The following is a 25,989-nucleotide window of genomic DNA, read 5'->3' on the forward strand; positions in this document are numbered from 1 at the left end:
TTTTGTATTCTATGGTAAAAAGGTGAAAAAGGTTCCTTTTCCATTAAAAAAATGATAAGTAATCTCTCCTTGTTTATCTGTTCGGAAAATAGTCGAACCGGTTTTTGTTAATTTATCAAGTACCTCTTGATGGGGATGCCCAAACCGATTTTTTTCGCCTGCTGAAATAAGTGCAACCTTAGGTTTAAAGCTGTTTAGAAACATTTCTGAACTTGAAGTTTTGCTGCCATGGTGGCCAACCTTCAAGACATCAATTAAAATGTTAGGATATTTCTTAACAACCTCTTCCTCTCCCTCCTGATCCAAGTCTCCTCCAAAAAACCAATTAAGCCCGCCTATACCTGCTAGAACGACAATCGAGCCCCTATTTCTTTCACCTTTAAAGTTTTTTTCAGGAGAAAGAATAACAAAACGGCTAGCCCCTCGTTCCCATTTGTTTCCGGCTGATACAAACACAACCTCGACCCCTCTTTCTTCTGCAGCATGAATAATTGATCTTTCAGTCTCTGATTGATCTACAACCTCCGGCATTAGAATTTGCTTAACCTTTAGTTCCTTCAAAATGGCAAATGTCCCCCCGATATGGTCAGTATCCCCATGTGTAAGAATCAATTTATCAATTCGGGTAACTCCTTTCCCTCTTAAAAAAGGAACAACCACATCTTCACCAGTCTCAAAGGTTTTAGCGCGCCTTTGCCATGGTTCTGCAGGAAATTGTAATGTACCGCCTGTATCAATAAGGTAATTTCCTTGTCCAAAAGGAAGATGAATGAGGATGCTGTCGCCTTGTCCAACATCGATCATTAACACCTCTCCAAATGGATTCAGCAGATTCCAGCCTGTAGGCATGAATAATAAAATAAAACATAAAACGGCTATGATGGTACCTTTCCTCTTTCGGCTTTTTTCTTCCCATAAAATAAAAATAGTAAAAAGTATGACCGTATCAATCACTAGAAAAGGAAGCCCTGGCCTGCCTGGAGTAAAGTCCGCAAATGAAAAACCACTGAATAAATGGGTAATGTTATTGGAATATTGAACAATTTTTGCAAACGTAGTCATTAATGGCATTGGGACTGATCCAAATATGATTTGTAAAAAGAAGAGGAAATACACACCCGGGAGGAAAAGATAAGAATATAAAGGGATAAAAATCAAATTGATGAAAATGCTTAGCAATGAAACCCCAAAGAAATGGTATAACATAAAAGGAAGTGCTGATAATTGTGCGATTACAGTAGTTACCAACATGCGCGTAATATTGTTGTGATACTGCTGTAGGATGGATGGGCCCGATACAATGATGGCGGAGGTAACGGAAAAGGACAGCTGAAAACCAACATCAAATAAAACCATTGGATTCAGCAAAAGAAATAAAGTAAAGGCAATACTTAACGCATCGATGGGGAGCAGCTTCAACCTACTTTTCCACTTTATTGTGGCCATAACGAGGAAGATCGTTACCACAGCACGGACTACAGAAGGAGACCCTCCCGTCAAAACAGCATATACCGGAAGAAATAGCAGAATAAAATTAGTCATATGCTCTCTTGTTACACCGAGACGAATTCCGAAATAAAAAAGCATTCCAACTAAAAGGGCAACATGCAGACCAGATATTGCCAGCAAATGTGAAATCCCTGCCTTTTGGTAATTTGTAAGAAGCTCGGGGGTCATTAAGCTGCGGTCACCATAAATTAGTGCGCTGGATAGTGCTGCTACCTCAGGAGGAAAATGCTCTTGAAGATAGTGAATGCCTTGGAAGCGCACTTGTTTAATTAGGGTTATTACATTCAACTTTTTAATGGTGCAATTTTGTAGTGGCATTTTTTTACTTTCCAACAGCCAAAATACTGAATTTCTGTTTAAATACTTTCGATAATTAAAGGCATTTTCATTTTTTGCTTGCTTTGGCTCTTTTAGGGAACCAGTTACCCTACACATTTGTCCATAAAAGTTGCTAGTTTCCAGTAACCTTTTTTCCTTTTCTGATTCTATCTTATATCGTAAAAGAAAATTTTCGTGGGTTTTTATGTCTTGAGCTTTAATTTGAAGTAGATCTCCATCAATAATCGGATCCTCGATATATTCGAGATAAAAGAGGGTTAAAGTTATTGGGGTTTTTGTTTTATTATGGGTTAGTGCGAGTTGCGAAGTCAAAAGGGACAGAAGAAAAATACTTACAAGAAATAGTAATTCAAAGCTGGTAAACCGTTTATATTTGACTAAGATAAAAATATAAACAAGCGCTAGAAAGAAAAAAAGCAAAAGTGATTGCAAAGAACATAGAACACCAAATAGAGAAGCAATACCAATATAAACTAATCTTCCATTCATATTTTCTATTCTCCATGTAGAATGAATGTAAGGCAGACTCCTAGAAAAGCGGAAGCGCCCGTTTAGCGCACGACAGGACTGGAACACCGACTGAGATAAGGTGAAACTTCAATCAGCGAGTGCTTTTCTCGCTGATTGTTAGTTGAGCCAACCGGGTTTTTACGGGCAGTTGAGAATCTACTGCCCGTTAATACGCGGCAAAGGAAACACGAAGCGCGTTAGCGCATTCGTGCTTGACTTATCGTAGGGAGGTGGGCGAAGTCCACTAGCTCGCTGGGCGCTAGAGCTAGACAGTTCTCTAAGTTCAAAATTTTATACTTCCTTTTTTTGAATAAGAGGAGTCACACCCTCAATGGTTAATTTTTCGAAAATCAATCAATTGGTCTTTTAATTCAACATGTTCAACTCTTACATCGGCCTGTTCGAAAAGCTCGATTGCATATGGATGATTTTTGTAATCTACTGCATAATAGACCCTTTTAATCCCCGCTTGTATGAGCGCTTTGCAGCATTGGAGACACGGAAAATGGGTTACGTAAATCTCAGCTCCTGCAGTTGGAACACCGAACTTCGCACATTGTAAAAGTGCGTTCATTTCAGCGTGAATGGTCCGAACGCAATGGTTGTCAATGACATAACACCCTTTATCAATACAATGGTCTCCCCCGGCAATCGATCCATTATATCCTCCTGCAATGATCCGTTTATCCCGGACAATGGTGGCACCAACCATTAGTCTCGTACATGTGCTTCTTAATGCCAGCAAATGGCTTTGTGCCATAAAATACTGATCCCATGAAATTCTATCCACTGTCCACACTCCCTTAAATATCGATCGTTATCCTCTATTAGTTTACTTTTAAAAGATTGAAGGGGTCAAATGAAAGTTATTCACTATTAAATGGAAATTGATTCCTTTAATTTTTCAAATGTTTTATCTCCAATCCCACTAATTTTTTTCAAATCCTCAACCGCTTTGAATGGACCATTTTCCTGACGATATTGGATGATAGCTGCTGCTTTCGCCGGTCCAATCCCAGGTATGTTTTGCAATTCATTTTCATCTGCCTTATTGATATTGATTTTCCCAGTACTTTTTCCCGCACTATTTGTCGTGCCGGATGGAACAGAGTCTATAACAGGTGAGCTGCTATTTGCTTCACCTTTTGCGGGAATATAGATAACCATTTCATCTTGGACATGTGCAGAAAAATTAACTTGGCTTTGGTCTGCTTTGTCGGTAAGTCCCCCCGCTCTCTGGATTATATCAAATACTCGTTCCATTTGATTTGAATGATAAATCCCCGGCTGTTTTATTTCTCCTTTCACATCCACAATAACAGTCTCATCTTTTTCAGGTTGTTTTGTTTGATCCTTTTGATCTTTTACTGCATCAACTGAAGCCGGATTGTCTTTCTTATCACTCGAAGCAACGTTTTTCCCTATACCCGTCAATTGTTGTTCTGTGGAAGCTTGGGGTTGATATAGATAAAAATAATAAAGACTGCCTAAAACTAACAGTACTCCTGCGCCCAGAAAAATCTTATGTTCTGCTAACCATTCCTTCACATACAATCATCCTTTCATAGGTATAATTCAATATCGATTTTCATATGGTTATAAAAGAATCTTTCGTTTAAGGAGGGTTGGAATTATGAATATAGGTATCATTGGTACTGGAAATATGGGAAGAATTTTAGTGGAGGCCTTCATAGACGGAAAAGCGGTATCCCCTACATCATTAATGATTACAAATAGGTCAAAATCAAAAGCATTAATGCTTAAAAATAAATATAAGGGAATTAAGGTGGGAAGGAGTGCAGGGGATGTCGCTGCTGAGTCTGATTTAGTATTTGTGTGCGTAAAACCGCTTGATGTCTTTCCAATTTTACAAGAAATATGCCCATTCCTTACTAAAGAAAAGTGTCTGATTTCGATTACTAGTCCAATTAGTACAGAACAATTAGAAAAAAACGTCGAATGTTCAGTTGCAAGGGTGATTCCGAGTATTACAAATCGAGCTTTATCAGGAGTGTCCCTTTTAACTTATGGAAATCAATGTAACCCAGTTTGGAAGGTATATGTTCAGCAGTTATTTGCAAAAATCTCGGTTCCAGTTGAAATCGAGGAAAAAGTAACGCGGGTTGCTTCAGATATTGTAAGTTGTGGTCCTGCTTTTTTTAGTTATTTGATACAACGATTTATTCAAGCTGCAGTAAGGGAAACCGGAATTGAGGAAAGAGTGGCAACAAAGCTGGCAAGTGAGATGATTGTTGGCTTGGGTGATCTTTTAAAGCAAGGACATTATACATTGCCGACATTATTGGATAAAGTCTGTGTAAAGGGCGGTATAACAGGCGTTGGGATAAATATAATGGAAGAAGAGTTAGGAGATGTTTTTGAACATGTCTTCCAAGCCACACACGAGAAGTTTAAGGAAGATCTTGAAAAGGTAAAATTGCAGCTTTAAAACAATTAATTCTCTATGAAGACTAGAAATTCCTGCTTGTTCATGAATTTTTTTATAAAAAAAATAGCTAGCCTGCTTTACCACGAAAAATCAAAAGTATTTTGTGACTTGTTGATTTTTCGTGGGAGCCTTTATCTGACTACTTTTTTCGTGCCATAAAAAAATTTCTTTCTGAATCTGACCGTGGTGGTTTTTCCTCAAAATCAGCAGTAATTTCTAGGATCTCAAACCCAGTCTCCTCCAACCACAGTGAATATTGATCAATTGAAAATGTCCGCTGTTCATGAAACTCATCAATACGATTGTATTTTCCATCACGTTCATCCAGTACAAAAAAGCTCAACTCATGTTCAACGCTGTTTGGATGCTCCCCGGGAAAACTATCCCAGATATAGGCTACATGCTCATCGTTTAACGTAAAGGTATGATCAATAAATTGCTCGGTTATTTTAAAAATGGAGTGTACATCAAAAAAGAGGATACCATCTTTTCGCAAATTTAGTGCAGCTTTTAAAAAAGTATTTACTACCTTTTCTTCTGTCTGTAAATAGTTTAACGAATCGCAAAAGATCCCAATCATATCAAAAGACCCCAAACCTTCCAATTCTGCCATATCCTGCTCAAAAAAAGGAATTCTAAGTCCTAGCTCTTCTGCTTTTGCTCTGGCAACTGAGAGCATATCCGACGATAAATCTACCCCCGTAACATCAAACCCCCGCTTGGCAAATCGAACAGAGAGCTCCCCTGTTCCACAAGCCAAATCAAGCAATGACTTCCCCTTGAAATCATATTGATGTAAGCGTTCCACAACAAAGTTTACCCACTTATCATACGGAGCATCCTGCATCAATTCATCGTAAAGATAAGCAAATTGTTCATAACTCATGGATTAATCACACTGCGAATATCTTCTAAAGGAGCATCACCCCATAGACGCTCAAGGTTATAATAAGTCCTTTCATCACGAAGGAACACATGAACGACAACATCTCCAAGATCAAGCAGCACCCATCTTGCTTCATCAAAGCCTTCGATTCTTTTCACAGTAAATTGGCTTTCTTCGGTCTTTTCTTTTATCTCTCTTGCAATTGCTTGAACTTGTTTATCCGAGTTTCCATGACAAATAATGAAATAATCCGCAATAAGCGAAATCCCTTTCATATTTAGGGCGACAATATCCTCAGCCCGTTTATCATCTGCAGCCTTTACTGCTATGTTTAGTAGATCACGATTGTCCATTCAATCAATCCTCCTTGTTCATTATGAGATCATTGTAGGTATGAAAAGTATCAGGATATATGGCTTGATTTTTTTTCATTAAAAATATGATTGTATTTTGAACTGCCTTTATTAAGGCTGTATTTAAATTTAATTTGGCCAGTTCTCTAACCTCTTCCACTCCTGGAAAGTGGCGCCCCGGCTCAATATAGTCCGCTAAATAGATGACTTTTTCAAGTGTTGTCATTCCCGTTCTTCCGGATGTATGATAACGGACCGCTCCCAGAACCTCTTGGTCCGTAATTCCTGCTTCATGCTCTGCTAAATATGCTCCAACAGGAGCATGCCATAATTCCATATTAAACTCAAGTAATTCTTTTGGCATTCCTTGAGTAATAATTATTTCTCTCATTTCATCCTTTGGACGAAATTTTGCATAATCATGAAAAATAGCAGCAAGTTCTGCTTTTTTTTCATCCACACCATATTGCTTTGCCAAAGTAATGGCAGTATCTGTCACACCCAATGTATGTTGATACCGGTGTTCCGTCAATTGGTTCTTAACGATCGTTAAGGCTTGTTCACGTTCCATATAAGTGGTTCTCCTCGATATATTGAATAACCGAATCCGGCAATAAGTAACGGACTGGTTTCCCCTTTTTTAGTCTTTCACGGATGATGCTTGATGAAACCTCCATTGCTGGAACGTCCACATAAATAATGGGAAAGATCGTATCATGATTATATTCAGGCCTCTCAACGCCAACGAACTGAACTAACTGGACTAATTCGTCAATTTTATACCATTTAGGCAAATATTCAATCATATCTGCTCCAATAATAAAGAAAAATTGATGGTTTTTATAATTTGCCCTGATAATTTTCATTGTATCAACCGTAAAAGAGGGACCGTTCCGTTCCAATTCAATCGTTTGTATTCGAAATTGATGGTTTCCTTCAATTGCCAGCTTTAGCATTTCCAAACGATCTTCATTTGTGATCGATTTCGATTTCTGCTTATGAGGGGGTTCCTGGTTGGGCATAAACCATATTTCATCAAGATCTAGGGCTGAAAGAACCTCATTTGCAATTAGAAGATGACCATGGTGGGGCGGGTCAAAAGTTCCTCCCAAAATCCCTATTTTTTTCATGATGACATGGGCCCTCCTTTTTGTTCCTATTGGGGAAGCGTTAATTGTTTATGTTCAACAGACTCTTTGTAAAGAATAATTGTATTTCCAATAATTTGAACAAGTTCAGCTCCTGTTCCTCCTGTCAACTGCTCTGCAACAGCTGTTTTATCTACCTCACAGTTTTGCAGAACACTAACTTTGAAAAGCTCCCTTGCTTCTAACGCATCTGAAATTTGTTTGATCATATTTTCGTTTACTCCACCTTTCCCTACTTGAAAAATAGGGTCCAAGTGGTGTGCTTTTGACCTTAAAAAACTTTTTTGTTTACCAGTTAACATAGTTTGCGCCTCCAAGCTGCTTTAAAACATTTTCTTTCATTCTCTGGATATCAGGAAAAATCCCCGTCCATTTTTCAAAAGCAAGCGCCCCTTGATATACGAACATATCGATTCCATTTTGGACACTCGCTCCCCGGCTTTTAGCTTCCTGCAAAAATTGGGTATATAGCGGGTTGTAGATAATATCACATACTAGTACCTGCTTTTTAAGATTCAAGAGGTCAACAGGCTGTTCTGAAACCTTCGGGTACATCCCAATCATTGTCGTTTGAATAATTAAGTCATAATTGCCCAGGCTTTTATTTGCCTCATCCAAAGAAATGGCTTTAGATGGTATCGGAAATGGGCAATCTTCCACTAGCTGCAAGGCAGTTTCAACTGTTCGATTGGCAATATCAACGGCAATGGGAGCATCCTTGGCTAACGTAAAATAGATTGCCCGAGCAGCCCCGCCGGCACCAATGATCAATATCCTTTGATCTGATAGTGAAGGAACAGAACCCTCCAAACCTTTGATAAACCCTGGACCATCCGTATTATAACCAATCAGCATTCCGTCTTGATTGACAACTGTGTTAACAGCTCCGATACTCTTGGCTAATTCATCAACACCATCTAAAAAAGGAATGATTGCACTTTTATGTGGAACTGTTACATTAAAGCCACCGACTCCAATTGACGTCAGTCCCTTAACAGCAGTCTCCAAATCATTTGGTTTAACTTGAAAAGGAAGATAGGCGGCATCAATATTATAGTGAGTAAATAAATCATTGTGCATCAGCGGTGACATCGAATGACCAATCGGATCTCCCAATACAGCAAAAAGCTTCTTCACAAATTTTCTCTCCAATCCCCTTGTTTTCGTTTTTATTTTAAAATTTTTTCTATCCTAAATAAGTGATTTTCTTATTAGTGTCTGTACCCCTTTTGGTGCGTAAGCAATTACTTTAGCCCCTGGTTCATTTACTGTAATCCAGCCAAGACCGGAGAAAACAATATCTGTCTTTGGCTCTTTAATGAAAAATTCTTGTTTCACCAACTCTGGAAAGGAATCTAATTGATTTTTTCTTGGTGGAGCCAGCATTTCCCCAACATGCTGATTATATAGTTCGTCTGCATTTTCCATTTTAGTGCGATGAATCAAAACATCATTCGAAACATAGCAAACAAATGATCTTCTGCCTCCACTTACGTAATCGAACCTTGCTAATCCTCCAAAAAACAATGTTTGACCTTCATTCAATTGAAAGACTTTTGGTTTTATTTCTTTTTTAGGCGTGATAATTTTTAAATCTTTTTTTTCTACAAAGTGAGCCATTTGATGATGATTAATAATTCCTGGTGAATCAATTAACGCCCTGCCATCATCTAAAGGGATTTTGATAATATCCAATGTTGTACCAGGGAAATGAGAAGTTGTGATAACATCTTCTTCACCCGTTACTTCTTTTATAATTCTGTTAATAAAAGTAGATTTCCCAACATTTGTACACCCTACAACATAAACGTCCTTACCATTCCGGGATTCATCTATTGCTGCAGTTGTCTCTTTAATAAAAAGGCCTTTAGCGGCACTGACAAGAAATACTTCTTCAGGTCTTAGCCCAAGATCCTTTGCTTCATGTTTCATCCAGCGAATTAATTTGCCATGATTAACGGATTTTGGAAGCAAATCAACCTTATTTCCAACTAGCAAAATCTTATTACTACCCACAAAACGATGCATCCCTGGAATCCAGCTTCCGTTAAAATCAAATATATCGACAATCATCACGATAAGAGCATCACTTTTACCAATTTCATTTAGAATTTTTAAAAAATCATCATCAGTTAAACTTACGTCCTGAACCTCATTATAATGCTTCAAACGAAAACAGCGCTGGCATATAATTACTTCTTTTTCTAATGAGGATTTAGGTGCATAGCCTAATTCATTTGGGTTTTCTGTTTGAAGTTTGACACCGCACCCTGTACATACATATTGATCTTCACTCACACTTTAATCCTCCCATTGAATCATACCTTTTTTTCTAAACCAATTTAAAATTCTCCGTTCAACAAATCGGTTGAGTTTTGTAGCAATTCCGTCTGTTTGTGCAACCGGCACAACTAAAATTGTATGAAACCCGCTCCGGTTTCCCCCAAATACATCTGTCAATAATTGATCACCAATAACCACGGCCTCTTCCTTGTTAATTCCCATTTGCTTAATGGCTTGATGAAAGGCCCGTCCCAGCGGTTTTTTAGCCCGAAAAATGAACGGGATTTTATGTGGATCTGAAAATGACTTAACTCGGTTTTCCTTATTATTGGAAACAATCGTCACAAGAATATGATTTTTTTTCATATTTTCAAACCATGTCACTAACTGCGGCGGCGCTTGGGGACGATCCCATTCAACAAGTGTATTATCTAAATCCGTAATAATCCCTTTAATCCCTCTAGTCTTTAATTCATTAGGAGTTATATCCAAAACGCTTTTAACATGCTCATCCGGTAAAAAATGCTTTAGCAACACAGTACACCTCATTAAATTAAATCAAATTCACTTTTTTCTAACATAAATGAATAACGTCTATCATAACACAATCCGCAAGTTTTCTTTCCTATTACGCATAAGTCCAGCTACCCCTCTGCCTTCGCCCTTTAGGGCTTACCAACCGGAGAGTTTTCTTTATATCATAACCAATTTTACCCTTTCTTTCAAAGGAAAAACCGACAAGAGCTGATATTCCAAATTCTTACGAACTGAAATAAATGTCGAATCGCCCTACTAAGATGTCAAATTCAAAAAACTTTTCGACAACCTCTTAATTTTTTCAACACTGTGGATAATTTTATTAACATTATACCCATTGCCGCAACCGTTTTCTGTATATTTATAAACAAGTTAGCCACAAGTTATCCACTGCTATCTGTGGATAACAAGAACGGTTGTTCTAAAACTTTAAATTTGGTAGATTAAGGATAAAGAGTCGTACCTACAATTTTATGCAAAATGTGTTAAGTTAGAACGATTGTTTACGGGAGGTGAAAATGGCATGCGCAAACTTTCAGATGAATTACTGATAGAGTCATACTTGAAAGCAATCGAGCTAAATTTAAGCACCGAATTTATCCTCCTCATTGAAACTGAAATTCACCGGCGTTCATTATCCAACAAAATTAAGATTTCCTCTTAATCTTCCCTCTGCCCAAATGGGCTTTTTCTTTTATAGGGAGCAACACGATCATTTAGATACCAAAAGTTCTACCATGTCTCACCTAAAATAGCCGATTCTTTCACCCACCTTTACTTCCAGTGGTATTTGAATCGTGTCTATTTGAAAAGTTCCTTTCTCAAACAGTAAAATCACAGTGGAACCAAAGCTAAAATAAGCCATTTCCTCCCCTTTGTTCAGTTCACCTCCTGGATGGGTTATTTCAATCGAATTGACAAACATCGCTCCTACCTTTACAACAGCCATGAAACCATAAGCAGTTTTTAATTCCGTAATAACTCGATAGTTTTTTGAAAGCGGTCTAACGCCATATTTCAATCCCCATTTATTAACTGGGTAGGATTTGGAGCCCAAAGTCCATTGCTTGGTAATCTTTCCTGTTACCGGGCTATGGATTCGGTGATAGTGGCTTGGACTTAAATAAAGTATCAGATAAGTCCCATCTAAATATTTTTCTAGCACTGTTTGGTCACCCAGCATTTCCTTCACCGAATAAATTTTTCCCTTCACTTCCATTTCGCTTGTTTCTTTAATCATGCCGATATCTTCAATAATCGCATCAACCGGGCTAATGACAGAATTAGGCAGTAAATCAATTTTTCTCACACCTGTTTTTAACTTTCGTGTAAAAAGATCATTTAATGTCAGATATTCCAATATAGTTTTGTCCATCTCCGCTTGGTTTAATTGATATATTCTTGCAAATGATGGCACAATAAAACGACTTATCGGAGATCGAGAGAACCATTTTAGGATACTTGAAGTAAATCTTCCATTTGTAAGTTCAATCAATAGACGATATAACAGCTTTCTCAATGTATTCCCCCCAAATAGTGTAAAAATTCCCTTTACGAACTAGCATAAAACGCTTAAAATTAAATAATATATAGTAAATCATTCCAATTTTGGCGAGCAATTCATCATGATAATGGCTTGATTTCCCCCAATAAGCCCCCTTTGATCAAGAGATAAAGGGTAGGAATTTATGCATAGGATTACAAACAGCGAAGCGCAATTCTTTCCTTTTGTCTGTTGTTAATAAGGAGTTGAGAAGAATGTTTTTTTTAGAAGTCTTAGATGTCACAATCAAAAAATTAAAGTCTCAAACCGCAAATTTAATTACTTTAGGAAATTTAACATTAGGCGGTTTTGCGATTATCTTTAGTGTCAACGGAAATTTGCGGCTAAGCTTGCTGTTAATTTTTATTGCAGCTCTTGCCGACCGTTTTGATGGAATGATTGCCAGAAAGTTTAATATTGAGTCAGACCTAGGAAAACAATTAGATTCCATGAGTGATATTATATCATTTGGCATTGCACCTGCTCTATTACTGTACCAAGGAATTATACACGATTTTGGCGGACCTGGTACATTTTTCACTATTTTTTATATTGGATGCGGTGCATTCAGATTAGCTCGATTCAATATTTCAGAAAGCAATGGTTATTTTACTGGCTTACCAATAACCGCAGCAGGCTGTTTAATCACCTTGAGCTTTTTAGCAATACCTTACTTTCCTGCTCAAGTCTTTTTATTCTTTATGATTATTTTATCTTTCCTAATGGTTGCATCCTTTAAACTCAAGAAAATTTAAAAGCGGAAGCGCCTTAAACGTATGCTTTCTTACCTATAAATAATGACCTATTTTTGCCATCCTATCGATGAGAAAAATAGGTCATTTTTATGAAAATTCAGATACCGCAAATAAAAATTAGCTGGACAGACACAAACCCAAGAATTCTTTCATAGGAATGAGTTATAGGCGATAGTCCTTAAGGAAAGCGGGGGTGGATGTTCATGTCCGGCATCTTGACTGCACTTGGTTACTTAGTGAAGGAGTTTTTATTTCTCGTTTCTTATGTAAAAAACAATGCTTTTCCCCAACCTCTATCTGCGGCAGAGGAAAGAAAGTATTTACGTTTAATGGCAGATGGGGATTCCCATGCTCGAAACATTCTAATTGAACATAATTTACGGCTTGTTGCCCATATTGTAAAAAAATTTGAAAATACAGGCGAAGATTCTGAGGATTTAATTTCCATTGGTACAATTGGTTTAATTAAAGCCATTGAAAGCTTTTCTGAAGGCAAGGGAACAAAGCTGGCTACTTATGCTGCCAGGTGTATTGAAAATGAAATTTTGATGCATTTACGAGCCCTTAAGAAGACAAAAAAAGACGTTTCCTTACATGACCCCATCGGCCAAGATAAAGAAGGGAACGAAATTTCTTTAATTGATGTACTTAAATCGGAATCTGAGGATGTAATAGACACCATCCAATTGAACATGGAGCTTGAAAAAATAAAAAAATACATTGATGTTCTTGATGACAGGGAAAAGGAAGTCATTATTGGCAGATTTGGACTTGACCTTCAAAAAGAAAAGACCCAACGTGAAATTGCCAAAGAGTTAGGAATTTCAAGAAGCTATGTTTCGAGGATTGAAAAGCGGGCGTTAATGAAAATGTTTCATGAATTTTATCGAGCAGAAAAAGAAAGAAAAAACAAAGGGTAAGCAGACAGGACTTCTTAATGTGATGAAATAGGTAAACATCCGTAGGCTTGAGAGACAATTGAAAAGGGTTTCAAAAGCTTCACTAGAGCAGGAGAATTATTCCTGCTCTATCCTTCCGCTTGCCAACACATTGTTCCAGCTTTTCCCTCCATCGATTGACTCATATAAATCATTCTTATAGGTAGCAAAAGCAAGTTTATTTTCATTTTTTGGGTCTACTGCTAAATATGTTACGGGATTGTCGTAATCAAGGAATGGAAAAACAACATTTGCCTGTTCCCCTGTTTTTGGGTTAACTTTTTTCAGTAAAATCTTTTTATCCTCGACACTTGAATATAAAATTTCATCCCCACTAAAGGTTAATGCCGTAATCATATCCGGTCCAGTGATGGCTTTCATTGTATTCCCAAAATCCTCTGAATAAAAGATTCCTGTTCTTGTCGACATTGCCATAATATTTCCATCTTTCGAATGAACGGCAATTGTTCCAAATGAGTCTGCAGTGAAATTGGTTAATGTACTTTTACTCCAATTTTTTCCACCATTTTTTGAAAAATAAATACCTGGATCAAGTTTATCAATTGGTCGTTCATTAATTAGATAGATTCCATTTCCAGAGAAGCTAGCTGACACAAAATGAAAATTCCCTTTTCCGTAAAAAGCCAATCTTTTTAGGGTTTTCCCTTTATCAGTGCTTTCAACAAGACCAAGCGGATCTTTTAAGCCTGCACCCTTTTGTGGATGCCCGCTTGATAAAAATCCTGCTTCTATCGCTTGAAGGCTCATATAATCATGCTTATTTGCTGAAGTTTCCAGCCATTTTGAATCCAAATAAAATTTTAATCCATCATTGGTCGCAATATAAAGGGCCTGATCATTTCCCGGAAATCCGATCCCGCGAATTTGACCCAATTTTTGGTTCTTTGCAGGAACAACTTGAAAATGGACCGCTTTTACTTCTGACTTATTTTCTTGATTAGAGGGTTTTGTATTTTGATTTGTACATCCTGCAATGACGAAGAAAGTGCCGATTAGTATGGAAAGAAAGACTTGCTTTTTTACAATCAACTTTGTTACCTCCTGATACCGTATATGCCATAATTCGAACATTTAGAATTCTTTAAAATGTATTCCATCCACTTATACCCTAGTCCCCATACAGTTGTCAAATATTCATCTAAATTATACTTTATTTTTTTTAAAAATTTAGAACAAAAAAAGCATCAACCGCTGATTGGTCAATGCTCACCATTTTTTCTTATAAATAAATTTTTTAAACTTTGATAACTGTCTAGCTACAGCGCCCAGCGACTAGTGTACTTCGCTAAATGGGTCCTTCCGCATTCCTATTATTCAGCACTTACTTCTACAGCAATAACACAACCAATCGCCCCAGTGATGATAAAGGACATTATAACCAAAAATAGCATATTCCCCCACCCCTTTTACAAATTTTTGCTTTTTGTTACATTCGAATTTACCCTAATTCTACGATACTTATATTTAAAAATTTGTGAACATTTTGTGACATTTTCAAAGTATTTTCTTTTTTAGAAAAATAAGCATAATGCATGCTTATTATTTCAAGTAATCTTCGTTATCTTCCAATTCAAGAAGCTTTGCACGACACTGTTTTACTTGAATAAATAATAAAAGTGAAACAGCTATAAAGGATGTTGATGCAATCATCATAATATTTAAATCCATCGTAGTTTTTATGTCTGATGGTATAATGACTCCTAAATAGAAAAACACCCCTGCGGCTAACAAGATAACTGCGAAGCGTTTTAGATCAATCATTTTTTCGGAAAGAAGCTTTGCTTGATTTTTCATAAGTGAGTACAGCACCCGCTTTCTTTAAAGTCTACAAAACTACTTTATCATAGAAAGCATGGCTTAAGAGTATGTAAATAATAGAAAACCCGCCCTGTCTGCATGTTAGGCAGGGACCGGTCTGCATCGATTACCACTAGGTAAAAGTTAAATCTTCTTTATCTAAAAGCGAACAGAAATACACAGATCATCTACTAAATTACCTCACAGTTATCTATCTTTATTTGCTTAACGCAGCCACAATCTTCATAACCAATGTTGCCGAATGTAGTGCTGCTTTATCTAAAAATTGGTCGAAGGAAATATTAGACTCTTTCCCGGCAATATCGGATAATGAGCGAATAATGACAAATGGGGTTTGAAATTGATAAGCGACCTGGGCAATTGCTGCTGCTTCCATTTCTACTGCTTGCAAATTCTGAAATTTTGTCCGGACGAAATCTACTTTCACGGGATCATTCATAAAGGAGTCTCCTGTTGCAATCAACCCTTTAACAACCTGTATACCCTCGATTTCCCGAGCAGCTCTTACTGCTGTTTCAATCAACTTTTCAGTTGCTGGAAATGCTGCTGGAAGCTGTGGAATCTGACCATACTCGTATCCAAATATAGTAACATCAACATCATGATGACGGACTTCAGTCGAAATAACAACATCGCCGACATCAAGGGAAGGATTAAAACCACCTGCAGAACCAGTGTTTATAATGCAATCCGGTTTATATTTTTCAAGGAGAATTGATGTTGACATAGCTGCATTAACTTTACCAATACCTGACCTAAGTAAGATCACTTCTGTACCATGCATTTTTCCAAATGTGAATTCACATCCGGCCACTATATTTTGAGTTTTATCCTCAATATGATCTCTTAATAGGGTCACTTCTTCTTCCATTGCTCCAATTATAGCGATTTTCATGTTTGTACCTCTTTCTTTTTCTATTCATGCATTGCAGTCACTATTTTACCATTTTAACCAAGATCATGAAAATCGACACTTCGGAAACAACTTCCGCCGATATGTTCTTATCACTATTTCCACCGGAGTAAAAAAAAGAAATCGATTGCTTGTGCAAGTGATAACAAATAAAATAAAAGAAAAGTACAATCAAAATAAAGGGAGGTAAAAAATCTGTTATGAACATTGAATTTGATTTGATCGAGGATAAAATTGAATTTTTTGAGGCGACAAACCTTAAAAATCTCGAAAAAAAAATTGCAACCCAAATTGACATAAACAAAGCCATTTTGCTGGCCGTTAACTCTGTGTCCCATCAAATGCATGTTAATGAAAACGGGCAAACCTATTTTACAGCGGTTGTTCATTTTAAAAGAAAAAAATAGGATGGCTCATCAGCAGCCATCCTATTTTTTTCTTTACTATTATTGCGAGATTTGTTGTACATTTGTTGCTTTCCAGCCTTGACCCTCAACCCATTGGAGATTAACGCGATATTTTTTCTGTTTGTTGTCTTTTGGTGAGATCGTCCCTACTGACCCATTTGGGGTGCCTTTGTCGCTTCCTAGGAACCATACAGTCATATTCCCTTGGTCCACCCCTGTAGCAGCTGAGATCGCCGCTAGCATTTGCTGCCAATCTGCAGAACTGGAATCATAATTCGTCGTATGCTGCCCATTACTTGATGTTGCAGCAGTAGAACTTGAACCAGGAGTTTCAGGAGCTACAGCAGTAGAACTTGAATCAGGAGTTTCAGGAGTTACAGCAGTCTGGAGTTGATCAGAAGAGTTGTCCCCTTTGGTTGTATCCGTTTTTGCGGCATCGCTCTGACTTTGGTCCTTTGTCTTTTCTTTTTGTTGATTGCTAGTTGAGCTTTTTTCAGTTGATGTTTTATCCTTGTTTATTTTTACCGATTGTTTTTCGGCAGTTGTTTTTTCGGCAGTTGTCTGTACCTCTTTCTTTGACGCCGTCTTATCATTTCCAGATAAAAAGATCGAGTAGGCGACAAAACCAATTAATAAGAGAACAACGACAATTAAACCATTCAAAATAAAATTTGTCTTCTTTCTTTTAGCCCTGTAGCCCGCACGTGAACTACCTTGAAAATCTTTACTCAAAATAACCACTCCCATTAATAAGGATGACAACATTCTATCATGAGTGAATGAAAACTTGAAGTAATTTATCGTAGATTTACATATATTGGATGTATATTTTGTTATTAATTGTCATGTTCATAGAGCATTTTAACTACTTCGGCAAATAATTGATTGACCCCGCCTTCATTGCCGGGAACATCCAAATTTACAGCCACTAGTACATATTTTGGTTGATGATAGGGAAAGTATCCGGCGAACCATTTATTATGAAGCTGGTTTCCATCCTGGTATTTTCCCGTCTCTGCCGTTCCCGACTTTCCTGCCACTTCATAGGGAAGATTTTGAAACCATCTGCCTGTACCTTTAGTGTTCACGACAACCTCCCTTAGGAGCTTCTGGAGCTTCATGGCGGTGTAGGGCGAAATCGTTTCACCCAGCAGTTCTTTTTCTTTAAAATCGATCATGGTCGTCCCATTTTTATATTCAATTTTAGAAGCAGTCCGTACCATCTTTTTTTCCCCGCCTCTTGCAATTGTCGCGAGCATATTAGCAACCGCTAAGGGGGTAGCTCTTACTTCATGCTGGCCTATTCCAGATTGGGCTGCAAAGTTTGCATCAACTCGCTCTGAGTTTGTTAAATAGACCCTTCCGCTCTCTTCATCAGCTAACTGTTTAAACTGATCAGTATGGAAGACAGTCCCTTCCCAGCCAACAGGGCCCACAAGGGACAGCTTTCTAGCATACTTTTCTAATATACTTGGGTCAATATCCTTTAACTCCTGAGCAAGCTGACCAAAGGTGTGATTGCAGCTCCTGGCAAAGCTATCAGAAAAGTTCAGCATCCCATAATTATAGACTTTTTCTGGTTCTCCATTAATTTTTTTACTACAATCAAATAACCGGTTTGGTGATACAAGATTATAATCGATTGCAGCTCCAGCTGTGACCGTTTTAAAAATGGAACCGATGATTTGCTGCTTAACCATCATATTTGTAATCCCGCTTTGCATATATGGATTCTGTTTATTAATACTTGGGCGGGAGACCATTGCTAAAATACTGTTATCTTTTAGATCAAGGAGAACTAATCCACCCTTTTTGATATGGAAGGAGTCTACGAGCTTTTCTGCCTGTTGCTGAATCTGTTTATCAATCGTGGTTCGAACATTGACAGGATAAAACGGATTAGCTGGATCTGTATAACGAACATTTAAGCCATAAAGTGGGCCACCTGCACCGTCAACGTGGTAGATAAGCTTTGCTTTGCCTTCTGGAAGGAGAAATTCATCAAAGCTTTGTTCCAGTCCAGATACACCAATAATTGTTTTCTCTGCCAGCTTCTTATCAGGGTATCTTCTTTTCAATTCAGCTGGATTTTCACCGACAAGGCCAATTAGCTGCTGACCAGGAAAGGATCGCCGCTCAAAAACCTTTTCAACTGCAAGCACACCCGGTATTCTCAGTCCATTAATTTGTTTTAACTGCGATTCAGAAAGCTCGAGCGGTGTACGTTCCCCCCCGTAGACAATTGGCTTGCTTGCTTGCTCGACCGCTTTTGTAAGAAATTTACTGGGGGTTTTTACAATACTGGCAACTTTTCCTACATCCCATTCGATCTTTTTTAAAAAGGGAAACAGGATGAGGACAGATACTTTTTTATCTGCCAGCGGCACGCCATTTCGATCGGTAAAATTCCCCCTTCCATTATCGATGACCAATTCCTGAGATCTTTGTTTTACACTTTCCTCTAATAGGTTAATATGATGTTTTGAAAAAGTTTCGGTTTCAAATAATTGGATTTCCATTAATCGGCCTACTAAACCAAGTAAACAAATAGTACAAAACAACAACCAGCCTATGATCCGTCTTTTTCGCATAAAAAAACACCTCATCAAAAGTTTTGACGAGGTGCTGTCATTTCAAACAATCTTACTAAAACAATCTTTAGCCAATCAAACTTTTTTCTTATTTGATTGTAACGATGCGGACACTCATTTCGCCGCCAGGGGTTTGAACTGATACTTGATCCCCAACTTTTCTTCCAAGCAAGCTTTTAGCAATTGGAGAATCGTTTGAGATTTTTCCTTCAAACGGGTCCGCCTCTGCACTGCCCACAATTGTATAGGTTTCTTCATCACCATCAGGGAGTTCAATAAACGTAACAGACCTTCCTAAAGAAACAGTATCACTTGCGACTTCGCCCTCTTCAATAATTTTTGCATTACGAATCATGTTTTCAATCGTTGTAATCCGGCCTTCAACAAATGCCTGCTCTTCTTTTGCAGAATCATACTCGGAGTTTTCCGACAAATCACCAAAGCTTCTTGCAATTTTAATCCGTTCAACCACTTCTTTTCTTTTGACCGTCTTTAAATATTCAAGCTCTTGAGCAAGCTTCTCTTTTCCTGCTAGTGTCATTGGAAATACTTTTTCAGTCGCCAAAACCATTCACTCCTTCTAGTCTTCACAAATCCCCATTAGAATTGTGTATTTAATATATGTACAAAGATATGTCATTAAGACAAAAAATATATAGCAGCGCGTTCTCTAGTGAGAACGCGCAGGAATCATAAGTTCTAAAATAAGTATTTTTCTATGCTATTGTGTCATAAAAATGATTTTTGTTCAAGAATTGTTTTAATTTTAGTAACCATTAAATCAATTGCTACATGATTATGCCCGCCTTCAGGAATAATAATATCAGCATATCGTTTTGTTGGTTCAATAAACTGATTATGCATCGGCCGGACTACATTGACATATTGTTCAATGACAGAGTCAATTGAACGTCCTCTTTCTTTAATATCACGCATCAGGCGGCGAATAATTCGTAAATCAGCATCTGTATCAACATAAAGCTTCATATCCATTAAATTACGCAACCTAGCGTCCTCAAGCACTAAAATCCCTTCGAGAATAATTACATTTTTCGGTTCAACCTTGATCACTTCGTTTGAACGAGTATGCATCGAATAATCGTAGACAGGCTTGTCAATTGGTTCATACCGTAAAAGCTGTTCTATATGCTTAATTAACAAATCATTGTCAAACGCTAGCGGGTGATCATAATTTGTTTTGAGCCTTTGTTCAAACGGAAGGTGACTTTGATCTTTATAATAATAATCCTGTTCTAGGATTAAAATAGAATGACCTTTGAAGCTTTCATAAATTGCTTTTGTGACACTCGTTTTACCCGAGCCCGATCCTCCTGTTACACCGATAACAACGGGTTTGTTGTGCATGAAGCTAGTTCCCCTTTCGCATCATGTTGTTAGGGAAAACCGGCCTATCCAATTTAAATTGAACGATTTGCAGAGGATGACGAGCTGCATCCAGCTCCTGTCCATCTTCATCCCAAATTTTATCGATCACATGTGTAAAGTTTTCAATTTCCGGCCCGAAGAATTCGACTTCTTCGCCTGGTTTAAAGTGGTTACGCTGCTGCAATGTCACCATTTGCGTTTTTTCGTTATAAGCTAACACTAGTCCAGCAAATTCGAAACTTGTCTTCTTGCTATGATTGCCAAACATTTGCTCTTTATACCCCGGAACCCCTTCAAAAAATGAGGATGCCGTTTCACGGTTGGCACATTTATCAAGTTCGTCAAGCCATTCCTGTTTGATAACAAAATGATCCGGATCTAAACAGTACGCATCAATGACTTTGCGGTAGACACTAACAACTGTTGCGATATAGTGAATCGATTTCATTCGACCTTCAATTTTTAAGCTATCGATACCAATCTCGATCATTTTTGGAATGGATTGAAGTAAATTTAGATCTTTAGGGCTCATCGCAAATGGAGCGTCACTTTCAGCAAAAAGAGCTGTTTCATTGCTTTTATCTGATTTGTACAAATCATAATCCCAACGGCAGGACTGACAGCAGCCGCCGCGGTTTGAATCTCTTGCTGTCATATGGTTACTTAATGTACAGCGGCCAGAATAAGCAATACACATTGCTCCATGGACGAACGTTTCAATTTCAATATCAACCTTTTCCTTCATCTCGAGGATTTCTTCCGCACTCGTTTCACGGGCAAGCACCACACGCTGGGCGCCTTCCTCTTTCCAAAATTGGATTGTTTGCCAATTCGTAATCGATTGCTGCGTACTAATGTGAATTTCAATTTCGGGTGCAATGCGACGGCATGTTTCAATAATAAGCGGGTCAGCAACAATAATCCCTGCAACACCGGCTTCTTTTAATCCTTGTAAATATTCTTCGATGCCGTCAATATTTTCATTATGGGCAAAAATATTGGTGGTAACATAGATTTTCGCACCATATTTTTTGGCAAACTCTACGCCCTCTTTCATTTCTTCAAAAGTAAAGTTGTCTGCGTTTGAGCGGAGCCCATATTCCTGACCTCCAAGAAAAACGGCATCTGCTCCATAGTGAACAGCTATTTTCAACTTTTCAAGATTACCTGCAGGTGCAAGAAGCTCCGGTTTTTTAACAATTACCCTCTTCCCATTTACAATCTCGGAAATCTTTTCCTTCACTGTACTCACGGTCAAATACCTCCCATCACTAATTAATAAACTGTTTCCTTGAAAAAGAACCCTGTATCAAATGAACGATTCTCGGGCTGGATTTTCTCCAGTTGGACTAATAGTTCAGCTTTTTGATCATCATATAAATCCGGATCTTCGCTATATAGGTCAACTGCTTTTCGATATGCTCTGGTTACAGCAATAAGATAGTCTAAATCCTTTAATATCCCATCTATTTTAAATGAATCCACACCGGCTTCTAACATATCTTGAAGCTCATCAATGATACAAACATCATTTGGACTCATGATATGGGTGCCATTTTCATCTTCGAAAATCGGATATTTATTTCCGCGTTCCTTATCATGTAAAAACATATCTTTTTTGTGTTTCCGGTTCTCAATCTCCATTACTTTGCCCTGGTACTCAAAATAGTTTCCGAGCAAGGTACGCTTCGATTGGAACATGCAGGTCATACCATGAACTAATACTTCAATTTCGACTTCAGCCTTTTCGGCTATTTCTACAATCGCATCCATGTTAATTTCACGGGCAAGTACAGCACGTTTTGCTCCTTTTCTTCCCCAATAATTAACAGAATACCAATTGGTGCCCAAGGTTTCCGTACTCCAATGCAGCTTCATTTCTGGAGCTTCCTCGCGTGCGGACAATAAAACAGCAGGATCTCCAAAAATGACTGCATCAGCTTTTGCTTCAACGGTAAAGCGAAGATAATCCTTCAATTCTTCTAGCTTTTCATTATGAAAAATTGCATTCATTGCAACGTAAACTTTTTTACCCTTTGAATGTGCAAGCTCAATAGCTTTTTTCACATCTTCACGATTGAACTCACCAGCAAGACGCAAGCCGTATCGCTCTTCGCCAACGACAAACGCATCTGCTCCAGCCTCAATTAAAGGCAGAATATCATCTGTTGTATAGGGTGTTACTAATAATTCTGGCTTCTTCACTTCATTTCACCTCTTTTTTTACTAATTGCGACCCCGTCACCGACAGGTAAAATGACCGTATAATACCCGGGATTACTCATCAACCAGTGGTTAAATCCATCTATTTTCTTAACAAGATTTCGGGTTCGCTTTGATTCGATATCCGTTTCACAAACAAGCCCTTTAAATAAAACATTGTCTGTGATAATAACTCCATCTTCTTGCAGATACTTTGAATACATTTCAAAAAACCTTTTATATTGACCTTTTGCTGCATCAATAAAAATTGTATCATATGGTCCCTGTTCACGAATTTGGTCTTCAACCTCGAGCGCATCCCCTTTAATTAAGGTAATGTACTCAGCTTTTCCGGCCCTTTCAAAATATTCTTCAGCCAGCTGATACCGTTCAGGATCCCTTTCAATTGTTACTACCTTTGCTGTAGTGACAGCTGCAGCCATTCTAAGCGCAGAATAACCAATAGCTGTTCCTACTTCAAGGATCTTTTTAGGATTTTGAATACGTAAGATTTGCAGCATCGCTTCAATCCCTGCGAGCTCCATAATAGGAACATGATTCTCCCGAGCGTAACCCTCCATTTCCTCTAATAAAGGGTCTCGTTCTGGAATCAGACCTTCAATATAAGAATGCAGCTTTCCATTTACCAAGCTGCCGTCACCTCTATCCTACCAGAAAAGCGGAAGCGCCCTTAAAAGGGCGTTTCTCAGAAAAACAAATGTTTTTCCTTTGTGCAAGGCACCGTTTCCGGAGTTTAATCTTATAGAACCACAGTTATCTAAATTTAAAGAGTATTTTTTCTATATAAGCATTATTGCTTTTTCTGTTGTTCTTTAGACATGAAAAAATAGCGTTCACAGAAAAGCGGGTGCAACCGGACCTTCTCCGAATTACGTCGAAGGACAAACTGCTACATCCATGCGATACTGTGGGGTACGCTATAACTCTTTTATAAACAACTTTTTCTATTTTAACATAAATAACGGAGAAAGTGAAACTTAGTGCTATTTTTCGCTGGAAATATACTTTGCTTTTTCCCGATTATGTTCTGCTAATGTTTTTGAAAAAATTACACTGCCATCTGCTGTAGCTAAAAAATAATAATAATCAGTTTGAGCTGGATAAAGTGCAGCCTCGATTGAAACCTTGCCCGCATTAGAAATTGGTCCCGGAGGCAGACCAACATTTTTATAGGTATTATATGGTGAATTGACTTCTAAATCCTGGTAGAGTACTCGCTCTTTGTGCTTCCCTTGTGCATAAAGAACGGTTGGATCTGTTTGGAGCGGCATTCCTTTTTGCAGCCTGTTATAAAAAACACTTGAAATTTTATTGCGATCAGCTTTTACGCTTGCTTCTTCTTCAATTAATGAAGCCATTGTTATTAACTGATGTGTGGTAAGTTGTTTTTGCTTAATTTGATCCCTGTAGGCTGCTAATACTTTATTGGTTTTATCAAGCATAACCGTTACTATTTCATCTACAGTAAGATTTGACTTATAAAATGGATAGGTAGCTGGAAATAAATAACCCTCAAGGGGATACATAATTTTGCTATTAAAAATGTCATTTGTTAAAACTTCCGGATATTTGGCCACAAGTGTACTAACATACGTTTTATCATTTAATTGATTAAAGACATCACTTTCCGGCTTATTAATTGCCTTTGCAATTATTTGGGCAATCTCCTTTAGCTGTGTTCCTTCCGGAATCGTAATTGTGACAACTGGATTTACTCTCCCCGCTTTTAGGTGATTGATGATTGTAGATACACTCATGGATGGGCTTAGCTCATAGGAGCCCGCCATAAAAGCCGACTCGTTTTTTAATTTAACATAATAGGTAAACACCCGTGCATCTTTTACAATTCCTTTTGACTCCAAAATACTGGCGATCCCGGTTATTGTCGTACCTGCCGGAATTTCAATGATTTTCTGCTCCTTACTATTCGGTGAAACTGGATTAAGCGCAGTTTTTATGTATACGTATCCCCCGCCCGCAATAATGGCAGCTAATAAAATAATCGAAAATGAAACAAACAGCACAATCCTTCTAACGGCTCCTGCTTCCTTATCGTCCTCCAACACTTTTGGCTGAATGATTTTTTTTGTTTTCTTATCGTCTTCAGACACCTAGACTTCCCCCCTGAATTCCACTTCGTACCTTTTCTCTACAAAACGTTACCATCCCTAAAAAAACCATTTGCATTGCAAATGGACTTTGTAATAATTTGAGCATATATGGCGAGAGATGTCAATTAAACACGAAAAATGGCACCTGCATTTTTACAGCTGCCTATTACCTTGTTATAAAAATCTATAAACAAACTTTCTTCTTTACATTTTTTAGATTAAAACAAACCGGCCATAAGGCCGGTTTTTACTAACTGTTATTCTGCTTCTTCCTCTTCTTCAAGGAACGTATTTAATACTTCTTCAATCATATCCCATTCTTCGTCCGATTCGATTGGCATTAATTCGCCATCTTGGCCATCTTCTGTTGGGCTGAAGGCTGATGCGTGAATCTCAATATCCTCTTCATCATCTTCCTCAGCACCAACTGGATAGTACAGTACATAGGATTTACCAAATTCATCAGAATCAAAAGTAAATAGAACTTCACATAATTGTTCATTACCATCATCATCTACAACTGTAATATGCTTTTCATCGTGGTTCATCATTTCACCTCATCAATTTTTGCTATCAAGGTACCCTTGTAAAATCATCATCGCAGCCATTTTATCAATGACTTTTTTCCGTTTCTTTCGGCTTACATCAGCTTCAATCAACACTCGCTCGGCGGCCATTGTCGTTAGACGCTCGTCCCATAAAACTGTTGGGAGAGAAAACCTATTTTCTATTTCACTTGCGTACCGCTGGCTGGCCTCACCGCGCGGACCAATAGTTCCGTTCATATTCTTAGGGTATCCGATCACAACGAGTTCGACATCATACTCTTTAATTATTTCACCAACTTCATCAAAACCAAACTCGTTTTTTTCCTCATTGATTTTGAGTGTTTTCAAGCCTTGTGCTGTCCACCCGAGTTCATCACTCAAGGCTACTCCGACTGTTTTCGAGCCGACATCTAATCCCAACGTGCGCATTCATTAACCCTCTCGTTGTTTTTTTAGGTAGGACTTTACCAATTCTTCAATAATTTCATCACGTTCGAGCTTCCGAATAATATTGCGGGCATCCCGGTGACGCGGGATATATGCAGGGTCTCCAGATAAAAGATAACCAACGATCTGATTGATTGGATTATACCCTTTTTCCTGCAAGGCTTCATACACTTGAAACAAAACTTCATTTACATTTTGTTCAATCGGTTCTTCAGGAAAATTAAATCTCATTGTTTTATCAAATGAGCTCATTTCATACACCTCGCATTTTTAA

General features: G+C 38.0%; 30 protein-coding genes and 1 pseudogene. 5 read left to right on the forward strand and 26 right to left on the reverse strand.

From position 1 onward, the window contains the following. Window positions 1-9: 9 nt before the first annotated feature. The 3 genes and pseudogenes from JN080_RS02795 to JN080_RS02805 all read right to left on the reverse strand — a co-directional run bounded on the left by JN080_RS02795 (window position 10) and on the right by JN080_RS02805 (window position 3,906). Complete coding sequence (locus tag JN080_RS02795) at window positions 10-2,337, reverse strand: DNA internalization-related competence protein ComEC/Rec2 (RefSeq protein ID WP_256234381.1); 2,328 nt, start codon at window positions 2,335-2,337, stop codon at window positions 10-12. Window positions 2,338-2,701: 364 nt separating this feature from the next. Further along, window positions 2,702-3,148 (reverse strand): annotated as a pseudogene (locus JN080_RS02800) (ComE operon protein 2); the annotation flags it as partial. A gap of 86 nt (window positions 3,149-3,234) precedes the next feature. After that, window positions 3,235-3,906, reverse strand: a complete 672-nt coding sequence (locus tag JN080_RS02805) for a helix-hairpin-helix domain-containing protein (protein WP_256234382.1) — start codon at window positions 3,904-3,906, stop codon at window positions 3,235-3,237. An 85-nt stretch (window positions 3,907-3,991) separates the two neighbouring features. On the opposite strand from JN080_RS02805, the gene comER reads away from it, so the two are divergent. Beyond that, complete coding sequence (gene comER, locus JN080_RS02810; protein ID WP_256234383.1) at window positions 3,992-4,807, forward strand: late competence protein ComER; 816 nt, start codon at window positions 3,992-3,994, stop codon at window positions 4,805-4,807. A gap of 139 nt (window positions 4,808-4,946) precedes the next feature. On the opposite strand, the gene JN080_RS02815 is transcribed toward comER, so the two are convergent. Genes JN080_RS02815 through JN080_RS02850 form a run of 8 tightly spaced genes read right to left on the reverse strand, consistent with a single transcriptional unit; the run spans window position 4,947 to window position 10,011 of the window. Beyond that, complete coding sequence (locus JN080_RS02815) at window positions 4,947-5,693, reverse strand: class I SAM-dependent DNA methyltransferase (RefSeq protein WP_256234384.1); 747 nt, start codon at window positions 5,691-5,693, stop codon at window positions 4,947-4,949. Further along, window positions 5,690-6,046 carry a ribosome silencing factor gene (gene rsfS, locus JN080_RS02820; protein WP_256234385.1) on the reverse strand — a complete coding sequence of 119 codons (357 nt, stop codon included), beginning with the start codon at window positions 6,044-6,046 and terminating at the stop codon, window positions 5,690-5,692. Before rsfS ends, JN080_RS02815 begins: the two co-directional genes overlap by 4 nt. Before the next feature lie 4 nt (window positions 6,047-6,050). After that, on the reverse strand, window positions 6,051-6,617 hold the full coding sequence (gene yqeK / locus JN080_RS02825; RefSeq protein WP_256234386.1) for a bis(5'-nucleosyl)-tetraphosphatase (symmetrical) YqeK: 567 nt from the start codon (window positions 6,615-6,617) through the stop codon (window positions 6,051-6,053). After that, window positions 6,607-7,176, reverse strand: a complete 570-nt coding sequence (locus JN080_RS02830) for a nicotinate-nucleotide adenylyltransferase (protein ID WP_256234387.1) — start codon at window positions 7,174-7,176, stop codon at window positions 6,607-6,609. The genes yqeK and JN080_RS02830 overlap by 11 nt, the downstream gene beginning before the upstream one ends. Window positions 7,177-7,202: 26 nt before the next feature. After that, window positions 7,203-7,496 carry a ribosome assembly RNA-binding protein YhbY gene (yhbY, locus tag JN080_RS02835; protein ID WP_256234388.1) on the reverse strand — a complete coding sequence of 98 codons (294 nt, stop codon included), beginning with the start codon at window positions 7,494-7,496 and terminating at the stop codon, window positions 7,203-7,205. Next, window positions 7,483-8,331 carry a shikimate dehydrogenase gene (gene aroE / locus JN080_RS02840; protein ID WP_256234389.1) on the reverse strand — a complete coding sequence of 283 codons (849 nt, stop codon included), beginning with the start codon at window positions 8,329-8,331 and terminating at the stop codon, window positions 7,483-7,485. Before aroE ends, yhbY begins: the two co-directional genes overlap by 14 nt. A 54-nt stretch (window positions 8,332-8,385) precedes the next feature. Next, on the reverse strand, window positions 8,386-9,492 hold the full coding sequence (yqeH, locus tag JN080_RS02845; RefSeq protein ID WP_256234390.1) for a ribosome biogenesis GTPase YqeH: 1,107 nt from the start codon (window positions 9,490-9,492) through the stop codon (window positions 8,386-8,388). 3 nt (window positions 9,493-9,495) lie between these two features. Next, window positions 9,496-10,011: a YqeG family HAD IIIA-type phosphatase gene (locus JN080_RS02850; RefSeq protein ID WP_256234392.1), complete on the reverse strand. Its 516-nt coding sequence runs from the start codon at window positions 10,009-10,011 to the stop codon at window positions 9,496-9,498. A 526-nt stretch (window positions 10,012-10,537) separates the two neighbouring features. Between JN080_RS02850 and sda the strand changes: the two genes are divergently transcribed. Beyond that, window positions 10,538-10,678 (forward strand): sporulation histidine kinase inhibitor Sda, encoded by a 141-nt coding sequence (gene sda, locus JN080_RS02855; RefSeq protein WP_256234393.1) that lies wholly within the window; start codon window positions 10,538-10,540, stop codon window positions 10,676-10,678. Between the two features lie 78 nt (window positions 10,679-10,756). On the opposite strand, the gene JN080_RS02860 is transcribed toward sda, so the two are convergent. Next, complete coding sequence (locus JN080_RS02860; protein WP_256234394.1) at window positions 10,757-11,533, reverse strand: phosphatidylserine decarboxylase; 777 nt, start codon at window positions 11,531-11,533, stop codon at window positions 10,757-10,759. Between the two features lie 239 nt (window positions 11,534-11,772). Here JN080_RS02860 and pssA point away from each other — a divergent pair, with 239 nt between their 5' ends. Further along, window positions 11,773-12,312, forward strand: coding sequence for a CDP-diacylglycerol--serine O-phosphatidyltransferase (gene pssA, locus JN080_RS02865; protein ID WP_256234395.1), 540 nt, complete (start codon window positions 11,773-11,775; stop codon window positions 12,310-12,312). 203 nt (window positions 12,313-12,515) lie between these two features. Then, window positions 12,516-13,232 carry an RNA polymerase sporulation sigma factor SigK gene (gene sigK / locus JN080_RS02870; RefSeq protein ID WP_256234396.1) on the forward strand — a complete coding sequence of 239 codons (717 nt, stop codon included), beginning with the start codon at window positions 12,516-12,518 and terminating at the stop codon, window positions 13,230-13,232. Between the two features lie 96 nt (window positions 13,233-13,328). On the opposite strand, the gene JN080_RS02875 is transcribed toward sigK, so the two are convergent. The 3 genes from JN080_RS02875 to mtnN all read right to left on the reverse strand — a co-directional run bounded on the left by JN080_RS02875 (window position 13,329) and on the right by mtnN (window position 15,984). After that, window positions 13,329-14,300 carry a F510_1955 family glycosylhydrolase gene (locus JN080_RS02875; protein WP_256234397.1) on the reverse strand — a complete coding sequence of 324 codons (972 nt, stop codon included), beginning with the start codon at window positions 14,298-14,300 and terminating at the stop codon, window positions 13,329-13,331. Between the two features lie 510 nt (window positions 14,301-14,810). Further along, window positions 14,811-15,065, reverse strand: coding sequence for a YrhC family protein (locus JN080_RS02880; protein WP_256234398.1), 255 nt, complete (start codon window positions 15,063-15,065; stop codon window positions 14,811-14,813). A gap of 220 nt (window positions 15,066-15,285) precedes the next feature. Continuing rightward, window positions 15,286-15,984, reverse strand: coding sequence for a 5'-methylthioadenosine/S-adenosylhomocysteine nucleosidase (mtnN, locus tag JN080_RS02885; protein WP_256234399.1), 699 nt, complete (start codon window positions 15,982-15,984; stop codon window positions 15,286-15,288). A 218-nt stretch (window positions 15,985-16,202) separates the two neighbouring features. On the opposite strand from mtnN, the gene JN080_RS02890 reads away from it, so the two are divergent. After that, a complete protein-coding gene (locus JN080_RS02890) occupies window positions 16,203-16,409 on the forward strand; it encodes a DUF2536 family protein (RefSeq protein ID WP_256234400.1) in 207 nt (68 codons plus the stop codon). A 39-nt stretch (window positions 16,410-16,448) separates the two neighbouring features. Here the strand turns inward: JN080_RS02890 and JN080_RS02895 are convergent, their stop codons facing one another. The 11 genes from JN080_RS02895 to JN080_RS02945 all read right to left on the reverse strand — a co-directional run bounded on the left by JN080_RS02895 (window position 16,449) and on the right by JN080_RS02945 (window position 25,967). Then, window positions 16,449-17,141: a DUF1510 family protein gene (locus tag JN080_RS02895; RefSeq protein WP_256234401.1), complete on the reverse strand. Its 693-nt coding sequence runs from the start codon at window positions 17,139-17,141 to the stop codon at window positions 16,449-16,451. 104 nt (window positions 17,142-17,245) lie between these two features. Next, window positions 17,246-19,000 carry a peptidoglycan D,D-transpeptidase FtsI family protein gene (locus tag JN080_RS02900; RefSeq protein ID WP_256234402.1) on the reverse strand — a complete coding sequence of 585 codons (1,755 nt, stop codon included), beginning with the start codon at window positions 18,998-19,000 and terminating at the stop codon, window positions 17,246-17,248. Between the two features lie 88 nt (window positions 19,001-19,088). Continuing rightward, window positions 19,089-19,565: a transcription elongation factor GreA gene (greA, locus tag JN080_RS02905; RefSeq protein WP_256234403.1), complete on the reverse strand. Its 477-nt coding sequence runs from the start codon at window positions 19,563-19,565 to the stop codon at window positions 19,089-19,091. A 164-nt stretch (window positions 19,566-19,729) separates the two neighbouring features. Then, entirely contained in the window at window positions 19,730-20,365 is a 636-nt protein-coding gene (gene udk, locus JN080_RS02910; protein ID WP_256234404.1) for a uridine kinase, read from the reverse strand. A 4-nt stretch (window positions 20,366-20,369) separates the two neighbouring features. Next, window positions 20,370-21,638: a peptidase U32 family protein gene (locus JN080_RS02915; RefSeq protein WP_256234405.1), complete on the reverse strand. Its 1,269-nt coding sequence runs from the start codon at window positions 21,636-21,638 to the stop codon at window positions 20,370-20,372. Between the two features lie 23 nt (window positions 21,639-21,661). Further along, on the reverse strand, window positions 21,662-22,591 hold the full coding sequence (locus JN080_RS02920) for a peptidase U32 family protein (protein ID WP_256234406.1): 930 nt from the start codon (window positions 22,589-22,591) through the stop codon (window positions 21,662-21,664). Continuing rightward, window positions 22,588-23,238, reverse strand: coding sequence for an O-methyltransferase (locus tag JN080_RS02925; protein ID WP_256234407.1), 651 nt, complete (start codon window positions 23,236-23,238; stop codon window positions 22,588-22,590). The genes JN080_RS02920 and JN080_RS02925 overlap by 4 nt, the downstream gene beginning before the upstream one ends. A 354-nt stretch (window positions 23,239-23,592) precedes the next feature. Next, a complete protein-coding gene (gene mltG, locus JN080_RS02930; RefSeq protein ID WP_256234408.1) occupies window positions 23,593-24,720 on the reverse strand; it encodes an endolytic transglycosylase MltG in 1,128 nt (375 codons plus the stop codon). Window positions 24,721-24,977: 257 nt separating this feature from the next. Next, on the reverse strand, window positions 24,978-25,268 hold the full coding sequence (locus JN080_RS02935) for a DUF1292 domain-containing protein (protein ID WP_256234409.1): 291 nt from the start codon (window positions 25,266-25,268) through the stop codon (window positions 24,978-24,980). 12 nt (window positions 25,269-25,280) lie between these two features. Beyond that, on the reverse strand, window positions 25,281-25,697 hold the full coding sequence (gene ruvX / locus JN080_RS02940; protein ID WP_256234410.1) for a Holliday junction resolvase RuvX: 417 nt from the start codon (window positions 25,695-25,697) through the stop codon (window positions 25,281-25,283). Window positions 25,698-25,700: 3 nt separating this feature from the next. Beyond that, a complete protein-coding gene (locus JN080_RS02945) occupies window positions 25,701-25,967 on the reverse strand; it encodes an IreB family regulatory phosphoprotein (RefSeq protein ID WP_256234411.1) in 267 nt (88 codons plus the stop codon). Window positions 25,968-25,989: the final 22 nt, after the last annotated feature.

The organism is Bacillus sp. EB600 (genome assembly GCF_024494385.1).
Lineage (GTDB): Bacteria > Bacillota > Bacilli > Bacillales > Cytobacillaceae > JAEVLT01.

What these genes read in the sequence shown, in the direction of transcription:
- JN080_RS02830 (WP_256234387.1), bottom strand. Translation starts at nt 7,176, where the DNA reads ATGAAAAAAATAGGGATTTTGGGAGGAACTTTTGACCCGCCCCACCAT.
- yhbY (WP_256234388.1), bottom strand. Translation starts at nt 7,496, where the DNA reads ATGTTAACTGGTAAACAAAAAAGTTTTTTAAGGTCAAAAGCACACCAC.
- JN080_RS02890 (WP_256234400.1), top strand. Translation starts at nt 16,203, where the DNA reads ATGAACATTGAATTTGATTTGATCGAGGATAAAATTGAATTTTTTGAG.
- sigK (WP_256234396.1), top strand. Translation starts at nt 12,516, where the DNA reads ATGTCCGGCATCTTGACTGCACTTGGTTACTTAGTGAAGGAGTTTTTA.
- rsfS (WP_256234385.1), bottom strand. Translation starts at nt 6,046, where the DNA reads ATGGACAATCGTGATCTACTAAACATAGCAGTAAAGGCTGCAGATGAT.
- ruvX (WP_256234410.1), bottom strand. Translation starts at nt 25,697, where the DNA reads ATGCGCACGTTGGGATTAGATGTCGGCTCGAAAACAGTCGGAGTAGCC.
- JN080_RS02815 (WP_256234384.1), bottom strand. Translation starts at nt 5,693, where the DNA reads ATGAGTTATGAACAATTTGCTTATCTTTACGATGAATTGATGCAGGAT.
- comER (WP_256234383.1), top strand. Translation starts at nt 3,992, where the DNA reads ATGAATATAGGTATCATTGGTACTGGAAATATGGGAAGAATTTTAGTG.
- udk (WP_256234404.1), bottom strand. Translation starts at nt 20,365, where the DNA reads ATGCACAACAAACCCGTTGTTATCGGTGTAACAGGAGGATCGGGCTCG.
- pssA (WP_256234395.1), top strand. Translation starts at nt 11,773, where the DNA reads ATGTTTTTTTTAGAAGTCTTAGATGTCACAATCAAAAAATTAAAGTCT.
- yqeK (WP_256234386.1), bottom strand. Translation starts at nt 6,617, where the DNA reads ATGGAACGTGAACAAGCCTTAACGATCGTTAAGAACCAATTGACGGAA.
- JN080_RS02795 (WP_256234381.1), bottom strand. Translation starts at nt 2,337, where the DNA reads ATGAATGGAAGATTAGTTTATATTGGTATTGCTTCTCTATTTGGTGTT.
- JN080_RS02945 (WP_256234411.1), bottom strand. Translation starts at nt 25,967, where the DNA reads ATGAGCTCATTTGATAAAACAATGAGATTTAATTTTCCTGAAGAACCG.
- JN080_RS02880 (WP_256234398.1), bottom strand. Translation starts at nt 15,065, where the DNA reads ATGAAAAATCAAGCAAAGCTTCTTTCCGAAAAAATGATTGATCTAAAA.
- sda (WP_256234393.1), top strand. Translation starts at nt 10,538, where the DNA reads ATGCGCAAACTTTCAGATGAATTACTGATAGAGTCATACTTGAAAGCA.
- mtnN (WP_256234399.1), bottom strand. Translation starts at nt 15,984, where the DNA reads ATGAAAATCGCTATAATTGGAGCAATGGAAGAAGAAGTGACCCTATTA.
- JN080_RS02935 (WP_256234409.1), bottom strand. Translation starts at nt 25,268, where the DNA reads ATGAACCACGATGAAAAGCATATTACAGTTGTAGATGATGATGGTAAT.
- JN080_RS02900 (WP_256234402.1), bottom strand. Translation starts at nt 19,000, where the DNA reads ATGCGAAAAAGACGGATCATAGGCTGGTTGTTGTTTTGTACTATTTGT.